A 17,257-nucleotide genomic window follows, 5' to 3' on the forward strand; every position below is an offset into this window, starting at 1 on the left:
CTCGACGTGTTCCGGGTCGGGCACCACTATAGCCAGGCATTGTCGCTTAAGCATTACTGAAGGTTGCAGTCGGGACGTTTCAGGTCCCGACTGACACGTCTCAATATCAGCGAAGGAAGCGCATCAAATGATCAATGAAGAGGCTTGCAAGCATCTTGAACGCTGTGTGGTGCTGGCGCGCGAGGCCCTTGAGGCCGGCGACGACCCCTTTGGCAGTGTGCTGGTCGATGACAGTGGCAAGGTGCTTTGTGAGGCGCGCAATCGGGTGGTGACAGGAGATGCCACCGAGCACCCGGAGCTGGTGCTCGCACGCTGGGCGGCGGCCAACATGACGCCCCAGGCGCGCGCCCGCGCCACGGTTTACACCTCGGGCGAGCACTGTCCGATGTGCGCTGCCGCCCACGCCTGGGCAGGGCTCGGGCGTATTGTCTTTATCAGCTCATCAAGGCAACTGAGCGAGTGGATTGCGCAGTTCGGGGCGCCGGCATCACCTGTTGCCATGCGTCCGATAGGAGAGATCGCGCCCGGGGTGGCCGTGGAAGGGCCGGTCGAGGCACTGGTGGACGCCGTTCGGGCGCTGCATGAAAGACGTCATCGCACGCCTCACAACACACCCTACAAGAGAGTCCTGCCGTTTACCGGGTCGTTTGAGCGCTAGCCGCGCTGGTCGCGAATCTGCGCCTTGAGCTTGTCGGGTACCTTCTTGATGATCAGCCGATCCTGCGCCTCGTTGTATTCAATGCTGTCGCCGAGCAGGTGGGAGTCAAAGCTGATCGACATGCCACTGGCGCGCCCGGTAAAGCGGCGAAACTGCTGCAGGGTGCGCTTGTCCGGGGGGATCTCGGGCGAAAGGCCGTAGTCCTTGTTGCGGATATAGTCATAAAAGGCGTCGGGTCGCTCCTCATCCACCAGGCTTGAGAACTCCTCAAGGGTAATCGACTCGCCGCGTTTGGACTGATCGCTGGCGTAGTCGATCACCACGTCGGTCTTCTCACGACTTTGTGTTTCATCCATCGATTCGCTTTCGACATAGTCGCTGAAGGCCTTGAGCAGGGTGCGGGTCTCGCTGGAGGCGTCCACGCCCTCGGTACAGCCCAGCAGTGCCTGGAAATCCTCGCTGAGCTTCTTGCCGCCGCGGTCACGAGTAAAGGCGATGTACTGTTTCGACTGGCCTGCCTGCCATTGGGTCAGATCAATGCGTACGGCCAGCGTCATCTGGCTCAGATTGAGCTGACGGCCTGTGGTGACATTGAAATGTTCATCCAGCGTGAAGCCTTCCCGGTAGTGCAGCAGTGCCACGGTCAGAAATTCGGCCTCGCCCTGACGGGCATGCACAAACAGTAGGGGCCCGCCGGTAGAGAGGTGCTCATCAATCAGCGTGCGAAAGCTCTCGGCGGCCTGCTGCGTAAAGGCGACAAAATCACGGTTGCCGGCCAGATAGTCGCTCAGGCCCTGAGCAAACGGGCTTTGCGCCTCGACGCCATTGAAATGGCCCCAGCCCTTGGTCTTGCCATTGAAGGTGGCATTAAAATGATTGAGCAGCGCTTCCATGGCGTCCGAGCCTGCCATGGGGGCCGACGTGCAGCTCAGCGTGGCGCTCTGGTCGTCAGCGGATTTGTCGAGATAATGAACAATGCTTTGAACAATCGGCATGACAGCCATCCGGCAGAAAAGTGTGGGGCGATGATAACGCGCCAGCCGGTTCGGGGGCAGGGCTTCCCGTTGAGTGTCGTGGCTGGACACAACAGGATTACCTCATGATGCATTCTTCTGTTCGCCCTTACCGGTGCGATGATTTTGTCGCGTTTGTCGCGCTGTATCAGCGCAGCAAGGGTGATGAATTCCGCTTTGAAACCAACGGGCCTGATCGATTTGAAGTTATACCGTTACCTTCGGATGAAGCACGTTTAAAATCTTTCAGCATATCCGAAGTACGGGTAATGGAAGATGATCAGGGCATGACCGGTGCCATCTACTGGCAGGGGAGTCACATTGTCGGCCTGCTGGTGGATCCGCGAGCGCGGGGCAGGGGGCTTGGGCGGGCCTTGATGGCAGCGGCCCTTGCGCGGATGGAGAAGACGGTCACTCTCGATGTGGTGGCCTCCAATGCGCCGGCGATCAGGCTGTATGAATCCCTACGCTTTCAGGGAGTGGGTCAGCGCGAGGGATTCTATCAGGGGGTACCTGTCATGCTGCTCAGGATGAAGCGCGAACCGAATGATCACGCCTGACAGCAGCACTGCCTTTTCCATGCACCTTCAGCGCTCATCGCGCCCTTGTGATACTGGCGCTCAGATTCGCGCGTCGTTCTGTCGAGCCGCCTCGTTACGAGGCTGGCCATCCATCAGGGTGGAATGAGATTGCTCGGCTCTGGAGAGCGAAGGATTGCCAGCGAAGACCAGGCCGTAGATCAGCAGGATGGCAACGGCTATCGCAAGGAATTTGTCAGTCAATGTCATGATGGTAAAGCTCCCGATCCCGAGTCATGTGATAAGCCCTGATCACGCTGCAGTGATATCGTGACTGTTTCATGACAACGACGGTCGAAAGAAAAAAGCGTCTTTATATAGGCATTTTTATAAGGGCATTTTTCGGATACGCCGGCCGAGACGACGTTTCTGGTCTATAACTCAAGGCTGGTGCTGCGAGCTTTTAATATCGCCGTAAGGTTTGCACCAGCGCATTTTCCATGGAAGGAGGTCAGTCTATGTCACGTTTTTCTCGCTTTACCCGCACCGGTGCCCTGGTGCTTGCCGCCGTACTGGGCGCCACCACGCTGTCTGCCTGTACCACCACCAGCCCGTCCGATCGCCAGAGTCAGGTTGCCAAGCGCGCCGAGCTTGATCAGGGCGTGCAGGAAACGCTTGATCGTCTTTATCGTACGGCGCCCCAGGCGCGCAGCCTGGTGCAACAGGCCAAAGGCGTGCTGGTCTTCCCGGGTGTGCTCGGAGCAAGCTTTGTATTTGGTGCCAGTCACGGCGATGGCCAGCTGCTGATTGATGGCTCAGATGCCGGCTACTACACCACGACCAGCGGTTCGATCGGGTTTCAGGCCGGTGCCCAGTCCCAGGCCGTGGTCTATCTCCTGATGTCCGACCAGGCACTCAATCGCGTACGCAGCGACAACGGCTGGTCGATTGGCGCCAACGCCGGTGTTGCCGTGGCTGATGTGGGTGCCAACGGTCAAATCACCAACAATACCGCCAATCAGGAAGTCATTGCCTTTGTCATGAACAATCAGGGCATTCAGGGCGGGGTGTCGCTGGAAGGTGCGAAGATCTCCAAGTCCAGTCCGTAACAGTATTTTCTGACACAAAAAAACCCACCGGCTGGTGGGTTTTTTCATGAAAAGATCTGCGGTTACGCGTTTTCCGGCAGCTCGGCGTTGTGGAAGACGTTCTGCACGTCATCCAGGTCGTTGAGCATGCCCAGAAACTTCTCGAGTTGCGCGACATCGTCACCCTCGACCGGGGCCGTGGTCTGCGGCACGAACTGGATTTCATCGGTTTCAAAATCCATCTCGCCGAAGGCATCCAGCAGCGCCTGCTTGGCCCTGGCATACTCGGTGTGCGGCGCAAAGACCGTCAAACGGCCATCCTCGTTTTCGATGTCGGTAACATCGACATCGGCTTCCATCAGGGCTTCGAGAACAGCGTCTTCATCCTCACCCTTGAAAGCGAAGATAGCGCTGTGATCAAACATGTGGCTGACGCTGCCCGGCGTGCCGATCTTGGATTTGGTCTTGGTAAAGCAGCCGCGAACGTCACCGAAGGTACGGTTGGGGTTATCGGTCAGACAATCGACGATCACCATGCAGTTGCCGGGACCAAAGCCTTCATAGCGTGCCGGTGAGAAGTCCTCGCCGCCGGCGCCATTGGCCTTGTCGAGAGCCTTTTCGATCACGTGTGAGGGTACCTGATCCTTCTTGGCCCGCTCGATCAGACCGCGCAGGCTCAGATTGCCCGAGGGGTCCGTGCCGCCTGACTTGGCACATACGTAGATTTCACGCCCATACTTGCTGTAGACCTTGGTCTTGGCGTCGGCCGTTTTGGCCATGGATTCCTTGCGGTTCTGGAAAGCCCTGCCCATATCGAATTCCGTTCCTTGATTACCAGTATGCGACGATTTTACTTTAACCCCGCAGGGGGCGAATAGCGTTATTTAAAACGACCCGGGCCAGGGCATGAAAGACGCAGGTCCACGGATATTGCGCATCTGCTCTGTTATGCTGCGCGCCCTGCACCTATTGCCTGGCATGACGGGCAGTTCCTCATCTACAGCCTACAAGGATTTGTCCTCATGTCGAATGATGCTTCCAGCGCTGCACGTTCTACCGACTTTGCCACGCTGACGCTGCCCCCTGAGCTGGCAGATAACCTGGCAACGCTGGGCTATCACGTCATGACGCCCATTCAGGCCGAAAGCCTGCCGTTGATGCTGGCCGGGCGTGATGTGATCGGGCGCGGGCGCACCGGTTCCGGCAAGACAGCCGCGTTCGGACTGGGCCTGCTGGCCCGTCTGGACGTCAAGCGCTTTTGCGTGCAGACACTGGTGCTGTGCCCCACACGTGAGCTGGCCGATCAGGTTGGCGAAGAGATCCGGCGCCTGGCCCGCGGTCTTCATAACGTCAAGGTGCTGACGCTGTGTGGCGGCGTGCCGATCGGGCCACAGCGCGAATCGCTTTATCACGGTGCCCATATCATTGTAGGCACGCCCGGCCGTATTGATGATCATTTGCGTCGCGGCTCGCTGAGTCTTGACGCTCTTGAAGTGCTGGTACTCGATGAAGCAGACCGCATGCTCGACATGGGGTTTCAGGACGCGCTGGATGCGATCATTGAGGTGATGCCGCGCCGCCGCCAGACGCTGCTGTTCAGTGCGACCTGGAGCGAGGCGCTGGCGCCGGTGGCGGCCCGGGTCATGCAGGACCCGGTCACGATCGAGGTAGACACCGATCACGACGAGCAGAGTATTCGTCAGCATTTTTATGGCGTTGAAAGTGACGGCGCACGCCTTGATGCCCTGAGGCGACTGCTGCTCAAGTTTCGTCCGTCTTCAAGCGTGGTGTTCTGCAATACCCGCCGCGACGTACAAATGGTCAGTGATGCACTCAATGATCACGGTTTTGATGCCGTCGCGCTGCACGGCGATATGGAGCAGCGCGACCGCGACCGTACGCTGATCCTGCTGGCCAATGGCAGCGTTTCGATTCTGGTAGCCACGGACGTGGCCGCCCGCGGGCTGGATATCGAGGCACTCGATGCCGTGTTCAACTACCAGCTGGCCCATGATATGGAAACGCATGTCCACCGTGTCGGGCGCACCGGACGGGCCGGCGGGCAGGGCACGGCCCATAGCCTGGTCGGTGAGCGCGAACGGGGGCGGCTGTCGCTTTATGAAACGCAGCAGGACGAGACGATCACGCTTGAGCCGTTGCCGGCATCGAGCGTGCTTGAGCGCACGCCCTTCAGACCGATGATGGCCACGCTGATGATTGACGCCGGCAAGAAGCAGAAGATTCGCCCGGGCGATATCGTGGGCGCGCTGACCGGCGAGGCCGGTATTGATGCCGCTCAGGTAGGGAAGATCAAGGTACTGGAGCGCAATGCCTGGGTAGCAGTGCATCGTGATGTGGCAGATGTTGCACTGACCCATTTAAACAACGGACGCCTGAAGGGGCGCAGCTTTCGCGCGCGTCGGGTGTCACGCTAATCATCCGGTATCAGACGCAGGGGCATATGCCTTGGGTCTATACGGTCATCATGACAGTTGTGCCAGACTGGTCATGACAGGAGTGGACAAAGAGGTCGCATGAAAATTCCCAAACGATTACAGCCGCTGGTGGATGACGGGCTGATCGATGACATCGTGTTTCAGCTCCAGAGTGGCAAGGAAGCCCAGGTCTACGTGGTGCGCTGCGGCAGCGAGCTTCGCTGTGCCAAGATTTTCAAGGAGGCCAGCAAGCGCAGCTTCAAGCAGGCCGTGCAGTATCAGGAAGGGCGCCAGGTTCGCAACAGTCGACGGGCCAGGGCCATGTCCAAGAAAACGCGCTATGGCCAGCGCGAGCAGGAGTCTGCCTGGCTCAATGCCGAGGTAGAAGCCCTGTATCGGCTTTCGGATGCCGGCGTACGCGTGCCCGAGCCGCACGGCTTTGTTGATGGTGTGCTGCTCATGGAGATGATCGTTGACGGTGAGGGTGACCCGGCCCCGCGCCTTGACGATATCAGGCTCAGCGAGGCTCAGGCGATCGAGTATCATCACCGCATCGTGGTTGATGTGGCGCGCATGCTGTGTGCCGGGCTGGTTCATGGTGATCTGTCGGAGTTCAACGTACTGATCGGGCGTGAAGGGCCGGTCATCATTGATCTGCCCCAGGCCGTTGACGCGGCCGGCAACAACAATGCGCCGCGCATGCTGCTGCGAGACGTGGACAACATGCGTCGCAGCTTTGGCCGCTATGCGCCGTCGCTTTTGAACACCGACTATGGTCTGGAAATCTGGTCACTGTATGAGGCCGGAGAGCTTTATCCCGACTATCCGCTCACCGGCACCTTCGATCGCGACAACGCCAGCGTGGATGTCAGTGATCTGCTGGAAGTCATCGAAGACGTGCGCGAAGAGGAAGAAGAGCGCCGGCGTCGCGAGCAGGAGCAGGATGAGGAGGATCGGGACATCAGTCAGTGAGAGGCTGATGCGGATGTGCCGGTATCGCACTCGAATGCAGCAGTGTTGTCATGTCGGCCTCGCTGATGGGTCGTCCGAAGTGATAACCCTGCAGGCAGTGCGTCCCGAGTTCACACATGATGTGCGCAACCTCGGCGGACTCCACACCTTCTGCTGTCACATCAAGGCCGCAGGCACGGGCGATCTGAATGATCGCCCGCACAATCGTGATATCACGCCCTGAGTGCGCTTCGGCAAGCTTGAGCACAAAGCTCTTGTCGATCTTGAGAATGTCCAGTGGCATCCACTGCAGATAGCCCAGCGCGCTGTAGCCGGTACCAAAGTCGTCAAGGGCCAGCCTGACACCCAGCGCTCGTAGCCGGGCCAGACGCTCAAGCACCGGTTTTTCGTCACTGATATAAAGACTTTCCGTAATTTCGAGAATCAGGCAGTGTGCCGGCAGGCCGCTCTCCTTCAGGGCGGTCGTCACATGCGTGACGAAGGCTTCTTCACGCAGCTGCACCGGTGAGACATTGACCGACAGGCTTTCAAATGCATACCGTTCTCGGCGCCATCGTGCGGCGGTATGGATGACGTCATGCAGCATCTGCCGACCCACCTCGCGGATAAGTCCCTGTTCTTCCAGAAAGGGGATGAATTCGGCGGGTCCGGGGGCATTGGTGGTTTGCCAGCGCAGCAGTGCTTCGGCGCCCACGATCTGGAAGTCGCGAGAGACAATGGGCTGAAAGAATGCCACGAACTCCTGGCGGGTCACTGCCTGGCGCACGCGCAGGGCCAGCTGTTTGCGTCGCTCGATCTGTTCGGCAATCTCACTGTCAAAGCGGCGCAGGCTGTTGCTGCCGTGTTCCCGGGCATGGCTCAGGGCAATGTCGGCGGCATAAAAAAGGGCATGACCATCGCTGGCATCATCAGGATAGACGGCAAAACCCGTACTGAAGGCCGGTACAATGCTGTGGTGATCCAGTACCAGAGGCCGGGCCAGATCGGCCAGCAGTGCCTGGACCACGGGTTCGGCATGCAGGGAATCGGGCAGCGTCAGCAGCAGCACGAATTCATCGCTGCCCAGGCGGGCCACGCTGCGACTCAATGGCTCGTTTTCAAGGCGCCGCGCGATCTCGAACAGATAACGGTCGGCAATGTCATGGCCGTACTCTTCATTGATGTCTCCAAATCCGTCCAGGTCGATGTACAAAAGCGCCAGCGGCTGTGTATCGATGGTAATGGTTTCGAGATCGCGAAAGAATGCGGCCCGATTCAGGGCACCTGTCAGGGCGTCACGCCAGACCATGCGCTCGATGGCATGACGGTCACGTTCGCTCTTGTAGACATGCGCCAGTTCGCGCACCAGTGCCAGTACCAGCTCCTGGCTGAACGTAATGTCTTCATCTTCGGTGTAGGAAAAAAGCTCCAGTGCGCCCATGCACTGCTCGCCAATCCCGATACTGCAGAGAAAACGTCGGGGCATGTTCTCTGGCCAGCGCTTCTCATGAATGAGGCGCTCATCTGTCATGAACTCGAGCGGGCTTGCCTGTTCAAGCCATGCGCGTGCCGACGCGGTCAGACTGTCGCCGGGGCGGGTCAGCGGGTTTTCGCCTTCACACAGGGCGGATACACGCACTGGTGGAATGATGTCATCAAAAGGCTTGTACACCACGCGGCAGTAACGCCAGGCGGTATGTTGCAGGAGCGCCTTCAGGGCTACCTGGGTAGCCTTGCGAAGGCGCATGCCATCATGGGCGTGGGTGGCTACCTGAGAAACGGCCTGAAGTTTTAGCTGCTCACGATAAAGGCGGCGTGTACTGGTCTCGGCAATATGTTCTGCTTCCTGACGTGCCTGACGCTCACGCGAAAGCTGCCTTTCCAGGCGCTCGATGATAGCGGGGAGACTTTCCGAGGGAGATCTTTTCATCAGGTCGTGATATGAAAAAGGCAGCGCTCATCACCGCGGTGACGACACTGTGTATGGTCGATACCCACGGTTTCGTTGAAATAATCGCTGCAACCCTGCATGAGCCCGTGAGCAAAGCTGCAGATACCACGTGCCGAACAATATTCCATCACCATGCTGTCGGTACCAACCTCGTAATAATGAAAGACCGGCACGATGGCGTCGGGGTGAAACCTGACCACCTCGGGATGAATGACATTATTGAGCGCCTTGAGCATGGAAAATGTATTCTGGAAGCGTTCAAGCATGCCCGGATAAATGCCGCCAAGGCGCGGCAGCATTTCCCGCCCCAGCCATTGCAGACATTCCTGCGGCGTCATGCCCATGTGGTGGCCGGCAGCGCCCACCAGCGCGAACATGTCATGATCATCATAGTTGCCAAGCGAGGTATAGGCACCATCGACTCTGGCATGCCCGAGTATCTCCTCCCAGGTCTGTTCATCAAAACGACTGACCACAATGTCGTTGAACATATTAAAAATGATGCCTTTCATGTTCTGAGCCCTTTCATGACCATCCACCTCTGATCATACGCTGTCTGCGTCACCATATCGGCTAAACAACAGGAGTCTGAAGCGCTGTCAAGGCGCTTGTGTTGCAAGGTATTTATTCCGGATCGTGCGGTGCTTCAAGTATCCAGGGCAAGAATAGGGCGAGTATGCGGGATACGAATAACAAAAGGCGGTGTCGTTAACGTCTGCAGGGAAGCCTCTGGCGTGACTACTTAGGATGCCATCAAGGGCAGATTGTGATGTGGGGCAGTCTTTTAGGCTTGACGTTCAGCAGTCGGCACCATGGCGCAAAAGGCATTGGCAGAAAGATGATCACATACAAGGATCATGGTCGACAGCCTTGAGCGTCCTTTAAACAGGCAGGAAGTGAAGTATTGAAGGGGAGTAAATGACGCTGCGCCCGTGAGGGGCGCAGCGAACAAGGCAGGTCAGGTGACGTTTTACTGATCGCCGCTCTGCTGCTGCAGTGCCTTTGCCATGTCAAGATGTTCCTGAAGGCCCGGCAGTGCTTCGGTTGCAAACTGCTTGAGCTCTACATCATCAAGGGTTTCAGAAGCGCGCTTGAAAAACGCGATGGCTTCTTCATGCGCTTCGACCTGAAGGTCGGCAAAGCTTGAGTCAAACGAGCTGCCATCCTGAACCATCAGCTTGGGTGCGCCGGCCAGGGCGGTCATGTTGGCCGTGGAGGAAAGATCGAGATCCTTGCTTTCGGCAATGGACTTCAGCTTTTCCTGAACCTCGGTATGATCCTTTTGAATGCGCTCGGCCAACTGGCGGGTTTCAGGCGAGATATCGTCCTTGTCCAGCGCCATTTCGGCGGCGTCAAGTTCACCGCTGTTGATGGCAGAGGCACCATCAACAAAGTTTTCCGGGGTCATCTCTTCCTGATTCTGTTGCTCGACATGGTCTTGCTGCTGATCCATGTCCTGGCTTTGGGCATCCTGTGCCTGGGCGAGCGGAACAGTGGCGCCAAAAACAAGTGCCAGTGTGCCGGCAAACAAAACGTTGCGCTGGTTGATCATGTCAGTCTCCTTGACGTTGTGACATTCCCTGTAATCGAGGGTCAAAATAAGGCCAGAGATCAAACCGTTGCCTTATGTGACTGCCTTCAGACTTGTTCAATAATGTTCATGTGTCAACGTTGTGAAAGTCGATATCGGGGCGTTACCTGCCAATCTTGATATGGATTAATCGGTTCCGACCCTGTTCCCCTGTTCAAAAAAAGGATTGGCAGGGCAAGCGAGCAGCACAACAATGGCTGGCATATCGTTTTTTGATCAAGAATCTGCAGGCAGGTGGCACCGACTGCCATCCCCCCTTAAAGTGATCGCCATACCCGTTTGCGTGGTTATCACGCCGTATCAATATCCATCCGTTCAAGAGAGCCTGCAGTGAATACACCTGATCTGATTCATACCCGCATGAAGCGACTTCGACTGGTGTCGATACTGGAGGGCACCACGCTTTTACTGTTGCTGGTGGTGGCCGTACCGCTCAAGCATGTGGCGAACATCCCTCTGGCGGTGTCTCTTTTGGGCCCCGTGCATGGCGTTGCCTTTCTGCTTTATCTGTCGGTGGTCTTTCGTGTGGTGTCCATGGGCGGCTGGAACGGACTGGATATTGCTCGCATGATTCTGGCGGCCTTCATTCCCTTTGGTGCCTTCATTAATGCGCCTTTCATGCGCCGTAAGGAGGCTGATCTGGTGCGAATATTCAATGAACGCACGCCCGGTCATCCGGCGCGTTAATTGCCGAGACGCTGATCACCTGCCGGCTGGATGCCGAAGTAACGCTTGTACTCCCGGCTGAACTGAGAGGCGCTCTGATAGCCCACGGCGCTGGCAGCACTGCTGACGTTGTGGGTTCTGGCGGCAATCATGGCGCGGGCCTTTAAAAGGCGAATGCGCTTTTGATACTGCAGTGGGGACAGGCGGGTAAAGCGCTTGAAGTGATGATGAAAGGCCGAGGGGCTCATGTTGACCTTTTCGGCCAGTGTCTCGACAGACAGCGGCTGCGTGTAGTCGCGATGAAGGGTCTCAAGCGCCCGACCGATGCGCCCATACTGGGTCTGTTGTTGTAAAAGCTGACGCAGCGACTCGCCCTGCGGTCCCCTGAGGGCTTCAAACAATACTTCACGGATACGTTGCCGACCCAGGGCGCGGCGCATGACCTCGTCGTGCAGACACTCCAGCAGATGGACCACGCCATGCCCCATGGCGGGGGTCAGCGTCACGGCGGTCATGGGGTCAGGCGGTGTGACATTGTCGGCGGCGGTCGGCATGACCTGGATCAGTTCGCCGAGCATGATCATGTCGATACCGATCAGAACCCCCAGCATTGGAGCCTGTGGTGTGGCGTACGTCTCGCATTCAAAGGGCACCGGCATGGCCTGTACCAGATAGTGTCCGGCGCCGTAATGGATCACCCGTTCTCCCAGATATCCTGTCTTTTCACCCTGAGCAATAATGATCAGCCCCGGTTCGTAGACCAGCGGCGTGCGCGGATGGCTACCATGCAGTGCCATGAGCTGTACGCCATCAAGGGCTGTCGGCATGTAGCCATCCCGATCAATCAGTGGTGTGATCAGATCACACATATGCTCAAGCAGGGCATCCTGGGCAGTGTCGTTGGGAGCATGAAGCAGGACATCAGACATGAGAGGAAAACATCCGTTATTCGTGGCAGTCCGGGCATGGTGCGAGCAATGGCCGGATTGTGCATATAAAAAGCGAAAATAATACCTTGTAACGAGTAATGTTGCAGGAATAGGCAAGGACAAGGCAGGACCGTGTATGGCGTAACAGTGCCCCCGGGGCCAGACTGATGGCACTTGAAGGTACCCGCGCGAATGTGGGTATCCGGTTTTGACGCGTCATGCGCAGGAGAAGTATTCATGTCGACACCCGCAAAGGGTTATGCCGCACATAGCGCTGAAACACCGCTTGAACCCTGGAACTTTGAGCGTCGTGCGCCGCGCGCTGATGATGTTTCCATCGAGATTCTCTACTGTGGTGTCTGCCACAGCGACCTCCACTTCGCCCGTGATGACTGGGGTATGGCCAGTTACCCGGTCGTACCGGGGCATGAAATCGTGGGCCGTGTCACTGCCGTGGGCGATGCGGTCACGAACTACAAGGCCGGCGATATCGTGGGCGTAGGCTGCATGGTGGACTCCTGCCGTCAGTGCAGCTCGTGCAACAGCGGTCTTGAGCAGTACTGCGCCGAAGGCTTTACCATGACCTATGGCAGCCCGGATCGTCACGATAACACCCTGACGCAGGGCGGTTATTCCGACTCTGTCGTGGTCAGCGAACGATTCGTGGTACGTATGCCTGAAGGTATCGACCTCAAGTCGGCTGCACCGCTTCTGTGTGCCGGCATCACGACCTATTCACCGCTCAGGCACTTTGGTGTCAAAAAGGGCCACAAGGTCGGCATCATCGGCATGGGTGGTCTGGGCCATATGGGGGTGAAGCTTGCCAGTGCGCTGGGCGCAGAGGTCACGCTCTTTACCCGCTCCGAGTCCAAGGTCGCCGAGGCGAAAAAGCAGGGCGCCGATCACGTGGTGGTCTCTACCGATGAGTCGCAGATGGCGGCCGTCACCGAGACGTTCGATTTCATGCTCGATACCGTACCGGTACAGCATGACATCAATCCCTATCTCAACGCGCTCAAGCCTGACGGCACGCATATTCTGGTAGGTCTGCTCGAGCCGATCGAGCCGCCTGTCAGCGGTGCCGGTCTGGTGTTTCGCCGCAGGGTGCTGGCCGGCTCGCTCATCGGTGGTATGCCCGAGACCCAGGAAGTACTGGATTTCTGCGCCGAGCATGGCATCACCTGCGATGTCGAGATGATCAATATCGATCAGATCAACGAAGCCTGGGATCGCATGGCAAAGGGTGATGTGCGCTATCGCTTCGTGATTGACATGGCCTCCATCAGGGAAGGCAACAGCGCTGCCTGACCAGGCGGCCTCGCTGCACAACAGCCCGATGTTCATGACCGGCGCCCCAGGGCGCCGGTTTTTTTATATCATCACGCACGGCCCGTTCGGGCGGCAGGCTCATCACTGGTGGAAGCGATTTATGCACAGCGACGAATTCTATATGCACCGGGCACTGGATCAGGCCCACCTTGCGATGGCAGCAGGTGAGGTACCCGTGGGTGCGGTCGTTGTCAGCGGCGAGGGCGAGATTATCGGTGAGGGGTTCAACGCGCCGGTGGGGCGACACGATCCCACGGCACATGCCGAAGTGCAGGCGCTGCGCGATGCAGGTCGACGCACAGGCAACTATCGCCTGACCGGCTGCACGCTGTATGTGACCCTCGAGCCCTGTCTGATGTGTACCGGCGCCATCATTCATGCCCGGATCAGGCGGGTGGTGTATGCCGCGCCGGAGCCCAGAACCGGCATGGCAGAATCAAGGGCCAATCTCTTTGCCCAGCCCTGGCACAATCATGACGTGCAGGTCGTGTCCGGGGTACTGGCGGCGCCTGCCCGACGGCTTATCAAGGCCTTTTTCGCGGCGCGGCGTCAGTCGTCCTGATCCGGAGCGCTTTTTGCATCCAGGGCGCCGGCCACTTCCACGCGATTGCGTCCTGACAGCTTGGCACGATAAAGCGCCTGATCGGCCGCCTGAATCAAATCCGTCAGGGCATCGCTGGCGCGGCGGGTAGTAATCACACCGGCGCTGATGGTGACAAAAGTGCGGGCATCATGTCTTGGCAGGGTCAGCGCCTCAACACCGTGACGCAGCTGCTCGCCAATCTCTGCTGCCTTCTCGGGGGCGATGCCCGGCAGGCAGGCAATAAACTCTTCACCACCAAAGCGGGCCAGCAGCCCGCCGCCTGTAGTTACGATGTCCTGCATGCGGCGTGCCACACGCTGCAGATACTCGTCGCCCGTGGGGTGGCCCAGCTGGTCATTGATCTGCTTGAAGTGGTCGATATCCAGCAGGATGATCGTTCTGGGCTGTGCGGTATCAAGCCTTGTGACCCACTGGCTGAAATAGCGCCGATTGGGCAGTCCTGTCAGTTCATCATGCTGGGCCAGCCATTCCACCTCCTGCTGCAGGGCGATGCGCTTTTCCACCTCGCCACGCAGGCGGTGGTTGGCATGCTTGACCCCGCTGTGGCGCCGACGCAGACGATGATGAAGATACATCAGCAAATAGATCATCCAGGTAAAGATCAGCCCGGTCATTAACACGATGGCCGGCAGCTTGGAACGCTCATCGAACAGCCGGGCGTAGCTTGCCTCGGCGCAGATTGTGAAGTTGCTTTGCCCCAGTCGCAGGATGTTGCAGTGTTCCAGCATGCTCAGCGCTGCACTGGCATCAGAGCTATAAAGGGTGTTGCCGGCCTGTGAGACCCGAATACGAAAGTCGCGGTTGCCCTGTTGATCATCCAGCGTGGCAAAAAGGCGCGCTGGATCGACCACGAAGGCAGCAGCACCGTTGATGGCGCCGCTATCAAGGTCATGAATGGGCTGATAAAAGATCACGCCACGCCCGCCATTGGTCAGATCGACCATGCCGGTTGAGCTGGTCTCACCGCTTAAAGCACTGGCCAGCGCTTCGTGATCATCACTGGAGAGCATGTGATGACCCAACAGCGGCTGATTGCTCTGCAGTGGGTAGGCACGCATGATGCGCGGCCCCTGACGGTGAATATAGGCAATGGTCTGCAGATAATTGAAATGCTCGACATAACGCTGGGCGCGGTGGGTCCACGCACGGCTGGAAGGCGGCCCGACGGTGCTATCCCAGCTGTTGGCAAAGCGCAGCATGGCCTGGTTGTTGACACTGATCTCCTGGCCCAGCTGCTCGCTCAGGGTATCGACACGCGTACGAGCGACCTGGTTGACCTCACGAATGTTCTGACTGTTGTGGTAGTGCCAGAGCACCAGCAGTACCAGCAACACGGCCATTGAGGCGGCCAGCGCAATGCTGATGGCCCCGGGGCGACGCTGGGGCCATTGCGCCGTGGCCTCGGCGGCCAGCAACAGTGCAATGGCCAGCAGGGTGGGTGTCGACAGCGACACTTCATGCAGCCAGATAAAATAGTGCTGCTCTGCCAGGTGCATCAGTGTCAGCATGCCCGCCATGGCGAGCAGGATGGGCGCAACCTCCCCCGGCCGTGAGGGGAAAAGCGGGAGAATGAGCAGAAACAGCAGGGCCAGGGTAATCAGAATGGAAGGGCGCAGAGAGTAAAAGGGCACCTGTCCGGGCCAGTAATCAAAGATCAGCGACCACTGGACATAACTCATCAGATTGTCCGGTACCAGAAACGAACTCAGCAGCGCCAGCAGGGGGATCAGCGTCACCACCGTGACTGCCAGCGCGCATGGCCTCAGAAGGTGAGGATGCCACCGCCTCGTCGCTCCCATCGCCAGTCGTGACAGCGTGACCATGGCGACCATGGCCAGCAGAAGATGCTCCTGGGGACGCGTCAGCCACCATCCGGCCATGACACAGGGCAGGGCAAGCAGGGTCAACAGCAGGTCACCATGGCGGATGAAAAAGGCTTTCATGGAACAGGCGGCACGGTCTCGAAAACGGGTGGGACATTATTGCTGGCGGTGGCACGTGCAAGCGATGAGAACTGACGCTGACTACGCTGTACCCAGGTCAGGATCTCTTCGTAGCGCTTGATGTTGCGCACGTAAAGCGCTGCCACATTACCACGTGCAAAACCATGTTCCACCTGGTTATACCAGCTGCTTTCCTGCAAAAGCGGCAGCATCCTTTTGATCGAGTCCCACTGATCGGGATCATGGCCCTGCAGCCGTGCCAGCCGCCGCGCATCATAAAGGTGGCCCAGCCCCAGGTTATAGGCGGCCAGCGTCATCCAGGTCCTGTCCGGCTCGGCGACTTCCTCAGGAATGCGATCATGCAGGTAGCGCAGGTAGCGGGCGCCGCCCTCGATGCTCTGCTGGGGGTCCCTGCGATCGGCCACGTTCATGTGGCTGGCGGTCGCGCGCGTCAGCATCATCAGTCCCTTGACGCCCGTGGGGGAAACGGCATCCGGCTTCCAGTGCGACTCCTGATAACCCACGGCGGCCAGCAGTTTCCAGTCAAAGCCGGTGTCGCCGGCGGCGCGCTTGAAGTCGGGCAGCCACTGGCCCAGATTCTCTTGCGCCTGCGCGATAAAGCGCCGTGCGCCGACATATTCAAGATAATCGTCGTGGCCAAAATACTGCTGCGTCAGAAGCTCCAGCTCGCCGGAGCGTCGCATCTGATCGATAAAGGTATTGGCACGCTCCACCAGCGAAGGGTCCGTACGTGCCGGGAAGGCCCATGCCAGCGTGACGGGTTCCCCGATGGTCAGCGCACCGGCCACGTTGGGGAAAAACAGGCGGCTTAACTTGAACTCGTGGGCATAGACGACGGCGGCGTCCAGCTCTCCGCTTTCTACCATCCCCAGCAGATCCGTGGTTTCGATCTCGTGGCTTTCCCGCCAGGTCAGTGTCGGGTGCGCTTGTTGAAGTTCGCGCAGCACGCGGCTGGTGCCGGCACCAGCCACTGTCCCGATATCCAGTCCGTCCAGATCCTCGATCTTTTTCGGCGGTGTCATGCCGCGTCGGTATGCCACCATGGGCTGCATCGACATGATCGGATGCGAGTAGGTGACGTCCTGGCGCTGTCGATCCAGCACCAGACCGGCAGCGCCAATATCAGTGCGACCGCTGGCCACCTGGTCAAGGACGCCGCCGATGTGATGGTCATTTTCCACGGCAAGGCTGACACCCAGATCATCGGCAAAACGCCGGAAAAGCTCGAACTCGAACCCGGTCGGCCCCTGGCGGCTTTCATAAAAGGTGGCCGGCGTATTGCGCGTGGCGATTTCCAGAAAATCACGCTGCTGGATGTCTGCCAGCGCGGTATGGGTAGTCAGTGACGTTGGCATCAGCTCGCCAGCCCACGTCGAGATCGCGCGGGCAGGCGTCAGCAGCAGCAAAAGCGCTGTCAGTAGCCCTGCAATCTGTCGGGTTGTGCGTCGGAAATGCCTGTACATGGAGAAAACGGCCGTTTGAAAGAGGCCTCAAGATACCGATGACAGGTAAGCCCGGCTAGTCGATGGCTCTTAACTGCATGATAGTCTCAGACTTTCG

17 protein-coding genes are annotated in these 17,257 nt (G+C 58.5%); 8 read left to right on the forward strand and 9 right to left on the reverse strand.

Going from position 1 to position 17,257, the window contains the following annotated elements; all coding sequences use genetic code 11:
• Window positions 1–127 precede the first annotated feature (127 nt).
• Window positions 128–658, forward strand: coding sequence for a nucleoside deaminase (locus IE123_RS01520; protein WP_189514414.1), 531 nt, complete (start codon window positions 128–130; stop codon window positions 656–658).
• Here IE123_RS01520 and yejK read toward each other — a convergent pair.
• Entirely contained in the window at window positions 655–1,653 is a 999-nt protein-coding gene (yejK, locus tag IE123_RS01525) for a nucleoid-associated protein YejK (RefSeq protein ID WP_189514416.1), read from the reverse strand. The two genes, IE123_RS01520 and yejK, sit on opposite strands and share 4 nt — an antisense overlap.
• A 287-nt stretch (window positions 1,654–1,940) precedes the next feature.
• Between yejK and IE123_RS01530 the strand changes: the two genes are divergently transcribed.
• Entirely contained in the window at window positions 1,941–2,231 is a 291-nt protein-coding gene (locus IE123_RS01530) for a GNAT family N-acetyltransferase (RefSeq protein ID WP_189514418.1), read from the forward strand.
• Window positions 2,232–2,291: 60 nt separating this feature from the next.
• Here the strand turns inward: IE123_RS01530 and IE123_RS01535 are convergent, their stop codons facing one another.
• Window positions 2,292–2,459 (reverse strand): hypothetical protein, encoded by a 168-nt coding sequence (locus IE123_RS01535; protein ID WP_189514420.1) that lies wholly within the window; start codon window positions 2,457–2,459, stop codon window positions 2,292–2,294.
• Window positions 2,460–2,707: 248 nt separating this feature from the next.
• On the opposite strand from IE123_RS01535, the gene IE123_RS01540 reads away from it, so the two are divergent.
• Window positions 2,708–3,298, forward strand: coding sequence for a BPSL1445 family SYLF domain-containing lipoprotein (locus tag IE123_RS01540; RefSeq protein WP_189514422.1), 591 nt, complete (start codon window positions 2,708–2,710; stop codon window positions 3,296–3,298).
• 62 nt (window positions 3,299–3,360) lie between these two features.
• Here the strand turns inward: IE123_RS01540 and IE123_RS01545 are convergent, their stop codons facing one another.
• Window positions 3,361–4,089: a YebC/PmpR family DNA-binding transcriptional regulator gene (locus IE123_RS01545; RefSeq protein ID WP_189514424.1), complete on the reverse strand. Its 729-nt coding sequence runs from the start codon at window positions 4,087–4,089 to the stop codon at window positions 3,361–3,363.
• 210 nt (window positions 4,090–4,299) lie between these two features.
• On the opposite strand from IE123_RS01545, the gene dbpA reads away from it, so the two are divergent.
• Both dbpA and IE123_RS01555 read left to right on the forward strand, forming a co-directional pair.
• Complete coding sequence (gene dbpA, locus IE123_RS01550) at window positions 4,300–5,712, forward strand: ATP-dependent RNA helicase DbpA (protein WP_189514426.1); 1,413 nt, start codon at window positions 4,300–4,302, stop codon at window positions 5,710–5,712.
• Window positions 5,713–5,811: 99 nt separating this feature from the next.
• Window positions 5,812–6,684, forward strand: a complete 873-nt coding sequence (locus IE123_RS01555; protein ID WP_189514428.1) for a PA4780 family RIO1-like protein kinase — start codon at window positions 5,812–5,814, stop codon at window positions 6,682–6,684.
• Here IE123_RS01555 and IE123_RS01560 read toward each other — a convergent pair.
• The 3 genes from IE123_RS01560 to IE123_RS01570 all read right to left on the reverse strand — a co-directional run bounded on the left by IE123_RS01560 (window position 6,674) and on the right by IE123_RS01570 (window position 10,166).
• Window positions 6,674–8,593, reverse strand: coding sequence for a putative bifunctional diguanylate cyclase/phosphodiesterase (locus IE123_RS01560; protein ID WP_189514430.1), 1,920 nt, complete (start codon window positions 8,591–8,593; stop codon window positions 6,674–6,676). The two genes, IE123_RS01555 and IE123_RS01560, sit on opposite strands and share 11 nt — an antisense overlap.
• Window positions 8,593–9,126, reverse strand: coding sequence for a heme NO-binding domain-containing protein (locus IE123_RS01565; RefSeq protein ID WP_189514432.1), 534 nt, complete (start codon window positions 9,124–9,126; stop codon window positions 8,593–8,595). The genes IE123_RS01560 and IE123_RS01565 overlap by 1 nt, the downstream gene beginning before the upstream one ends.
• Before the next feature lie 458 nt (window positions 9,127–9,584).
• Complete coding sequence (locus IE123_RS01570; RefSeq protein WP_189514434.1) at window positions 9,585–10,166, reverse strand: DUF4142 domain-containing protein; 582 nt, start codon at window positions 10,164–10,166, stop codon at window positions 9,585–9,587.
• Between the two features lie 369 nt (window positions 10,167–10,535).
• On the opposite strand from IE123_RS01570, the gene IE123_RS01575 reads away from it, so the two are divergent.
• Window positions 10,536–10,892: a DUF3817 domain-containing protein gene (locus IE123_RS01575; protein WP_229819531.1), complete on the forward strand. Its 357-nt coding sequence runs from the start codon at window positions 10,536–10,538 to the stop codon at window positions 10,890–10,892.
• Here IE123_RS01575 and IE123_RS01580 read toward each other — a convergent pair.
• A complete protein-coding gene (locus IE123_RS01580) occupies window positions 10,889–11,800 on the reverse strand; it encodes an AraC family transcriptional regulator (protein ID WP_189514435.1) in 912 nt (303 codons plus the stop codon). The genes IE123_RS01575 and IE123_RS01580 overlap by 4 nt on opposite strands.
• A gap of 237 nt (window positions 11,801–12,037) precedes the next feature.
• Between IE123_RS01580 and IE123_RS01585 the strand changes: the two genes are divergently transcribed.
• Both IE123_RS01585 and tadA read left to right on the forward strand, forming a co-directional pair.
• Window positions 12,038–13,108 (forward strand): NAD(P)-dependent alcohol dehydrogenase, encoded by a 1,071-nt coding sequence (locus IE123_RS01585; RefSeq protein ID WP_189514437.1) that lies wholly within the window; start codon window positions 12,038–12,040, stop codon window positions 13,106–13,108.
• Between the two features lie 121 nt (window positions 13,109–13,229).
• Window positions 13,230–13,691, forward strand: a complete 462-nt coding sequence (gene tadA / locus IE123_RS01590; protein ID WP_189514439.1) for a tRNA adenosine(34) deaminase TadA — start codon at window positions 13,230–13,232, stop codon at window positions 13,689–13,691.
• Here tadA and IE123_RS01595 read toward each other — a convergent pair.
• A complete protein-coding gene (locus IE123_RS01595) occupies window positions 13,679–15,676 on the reverse strand; it encodes a sensor domain-containing diguanylate cyclase (RefSeq protein ID WP_189514441.1) in 1,998 nt (665 codons plus the stop codon). The genes tadA and IE123_RS01595 overlap by 13 nt on opposite strands.
• Window positions 15,673–17,160: a membrane-bound lytic murein transglycosylase MltF gene (gene mltF / locus IE123_RS01600; RefSeq protein WP_189514443.1), complete on the reverse strand. Its 1,488-nt coding sequence runs from the start codon at window positions 17,158–17,160 to the stop codon at window positions 15,673–15,675. Before mltF ends, IE123_RS01595 begins: the two co-directional genes overlap by 4 nt.
• Window positions 17,161–17,257: the final 97 nt, after the last annotated feature.

Source organism: Kushneria pakistanensis (assembly GCF_014652795.1).
Taxonomy (GTDB): domain Bacteria; phylum Pseudomonadota; class Gammaproteobacteria; order Pseudomonadales; family Halomonadaceae; genus Kushneria; species Kushneria pakistanensis.

Coding starts and splice junctions, on each gene's coding strand:
- IE123_RS01520 (WP_189514414.1), top strand. CDS start 128: ATGATCAATGAAGAGGCTTGCAAGCATCTTGAACGCTGTGTGGTGCTG.
- yejK (WP_189514416.1), bottom strand. CDS start 1,653: ATGCCGATTGTTCAAAGCATTGTTCATTATCTCGACAAATCCGCTGAC.
- IE123_RS01530 (WP_189514418.1), top strand. CDS start 1,941: ATGGAAGATGATCAGGGCATGACCGGTGCCATCTACTGGCAGGGGAGT.
- IE123_RS01535 (WP_189514420.1), bottom strand. CDS start 2,459: ATGACATTGACTGACAAATTCCTTGCGATAGCCGTTGCCATCCTGCTG.
- IE123_RS01540 (WP_189514422.1), top strand. CDS start 2,708: ATGTCACGTTTTTCTCGCTTTACCCGCACCGGTGCCCTGGTGCTTGCC.
- IE123_RS01545 (WP_189514424.1), bottom strand. CDS start 4,089: ATGGGCAGGGCTTTCCAGAACCGCAAGGAATCCATGGCCAAAACGGCC.
- dbpA (WP_189514426.1), top strand. CDS start 4,300: ATGTCGAATGATGCTTCCAGCGCTGCACGTTCTACCGACTTTGCCACG.
- IE123_RS01555 (WP_189514428.1), top strand. CDS start 5,812: ATGAAAATTCCCAAACGATTACAGCCGCTGGTGGATGACGGGCTGATC.
- IE123_RS01560 (WP_189514430.1), bottom strand. CDS start 8,593: ATGAAAAGATCTCCCTCGGAAAGTCTCCCCGCTATCATCGAGCGCCTG.
- IE123_RS01565 (WP_189514432.1), bottom strand. CDS start 9,126: ATGAAAGGCATCATTTTTAATATGTTCAACGACATTGTGGTCAGTCGT.
- IE123_RS01570 (WP_189514434.1), bottom strand. CDS start 10,166: ATGATCAACCAGCGCAACGTTTTGTTTGCCGGCACACTGGCACTTGTT.
- IE123_RS01580 (WP_189514435.1), bottom strand. CDS start 11,800: ATGTCTGATGTCCTGCTTCATGCTCCCAACGACACTGCCCAGGATGCC.
- IE123_RS01585 (WP_189514437.1), top strand. CDS start 12,038: ATGTCGACACCCGCAAAGGGTTATGCCGCACATAGCGCTGAAACACCG.
- tadA (WP_189514439.1), top strand. CDS start 13,230: ATGCACAGCGACGAATTCTATATGCACCGGGCACTGGATCAGGCCCAC.
- IE123_RS01595 (WP_189514441.1), bottom strand. CDS start 15,676: ATGAAAGCCTTTTTCATCCGCCATGGTGACCTGCTGTTGACCCTGCTT.
- mltF (WP_189514443.1), bottom strand. CDS start 17,160: ATGTACAGGCATTTCCGACGCACAACCCGACAGATTGCAGGGCTACTG.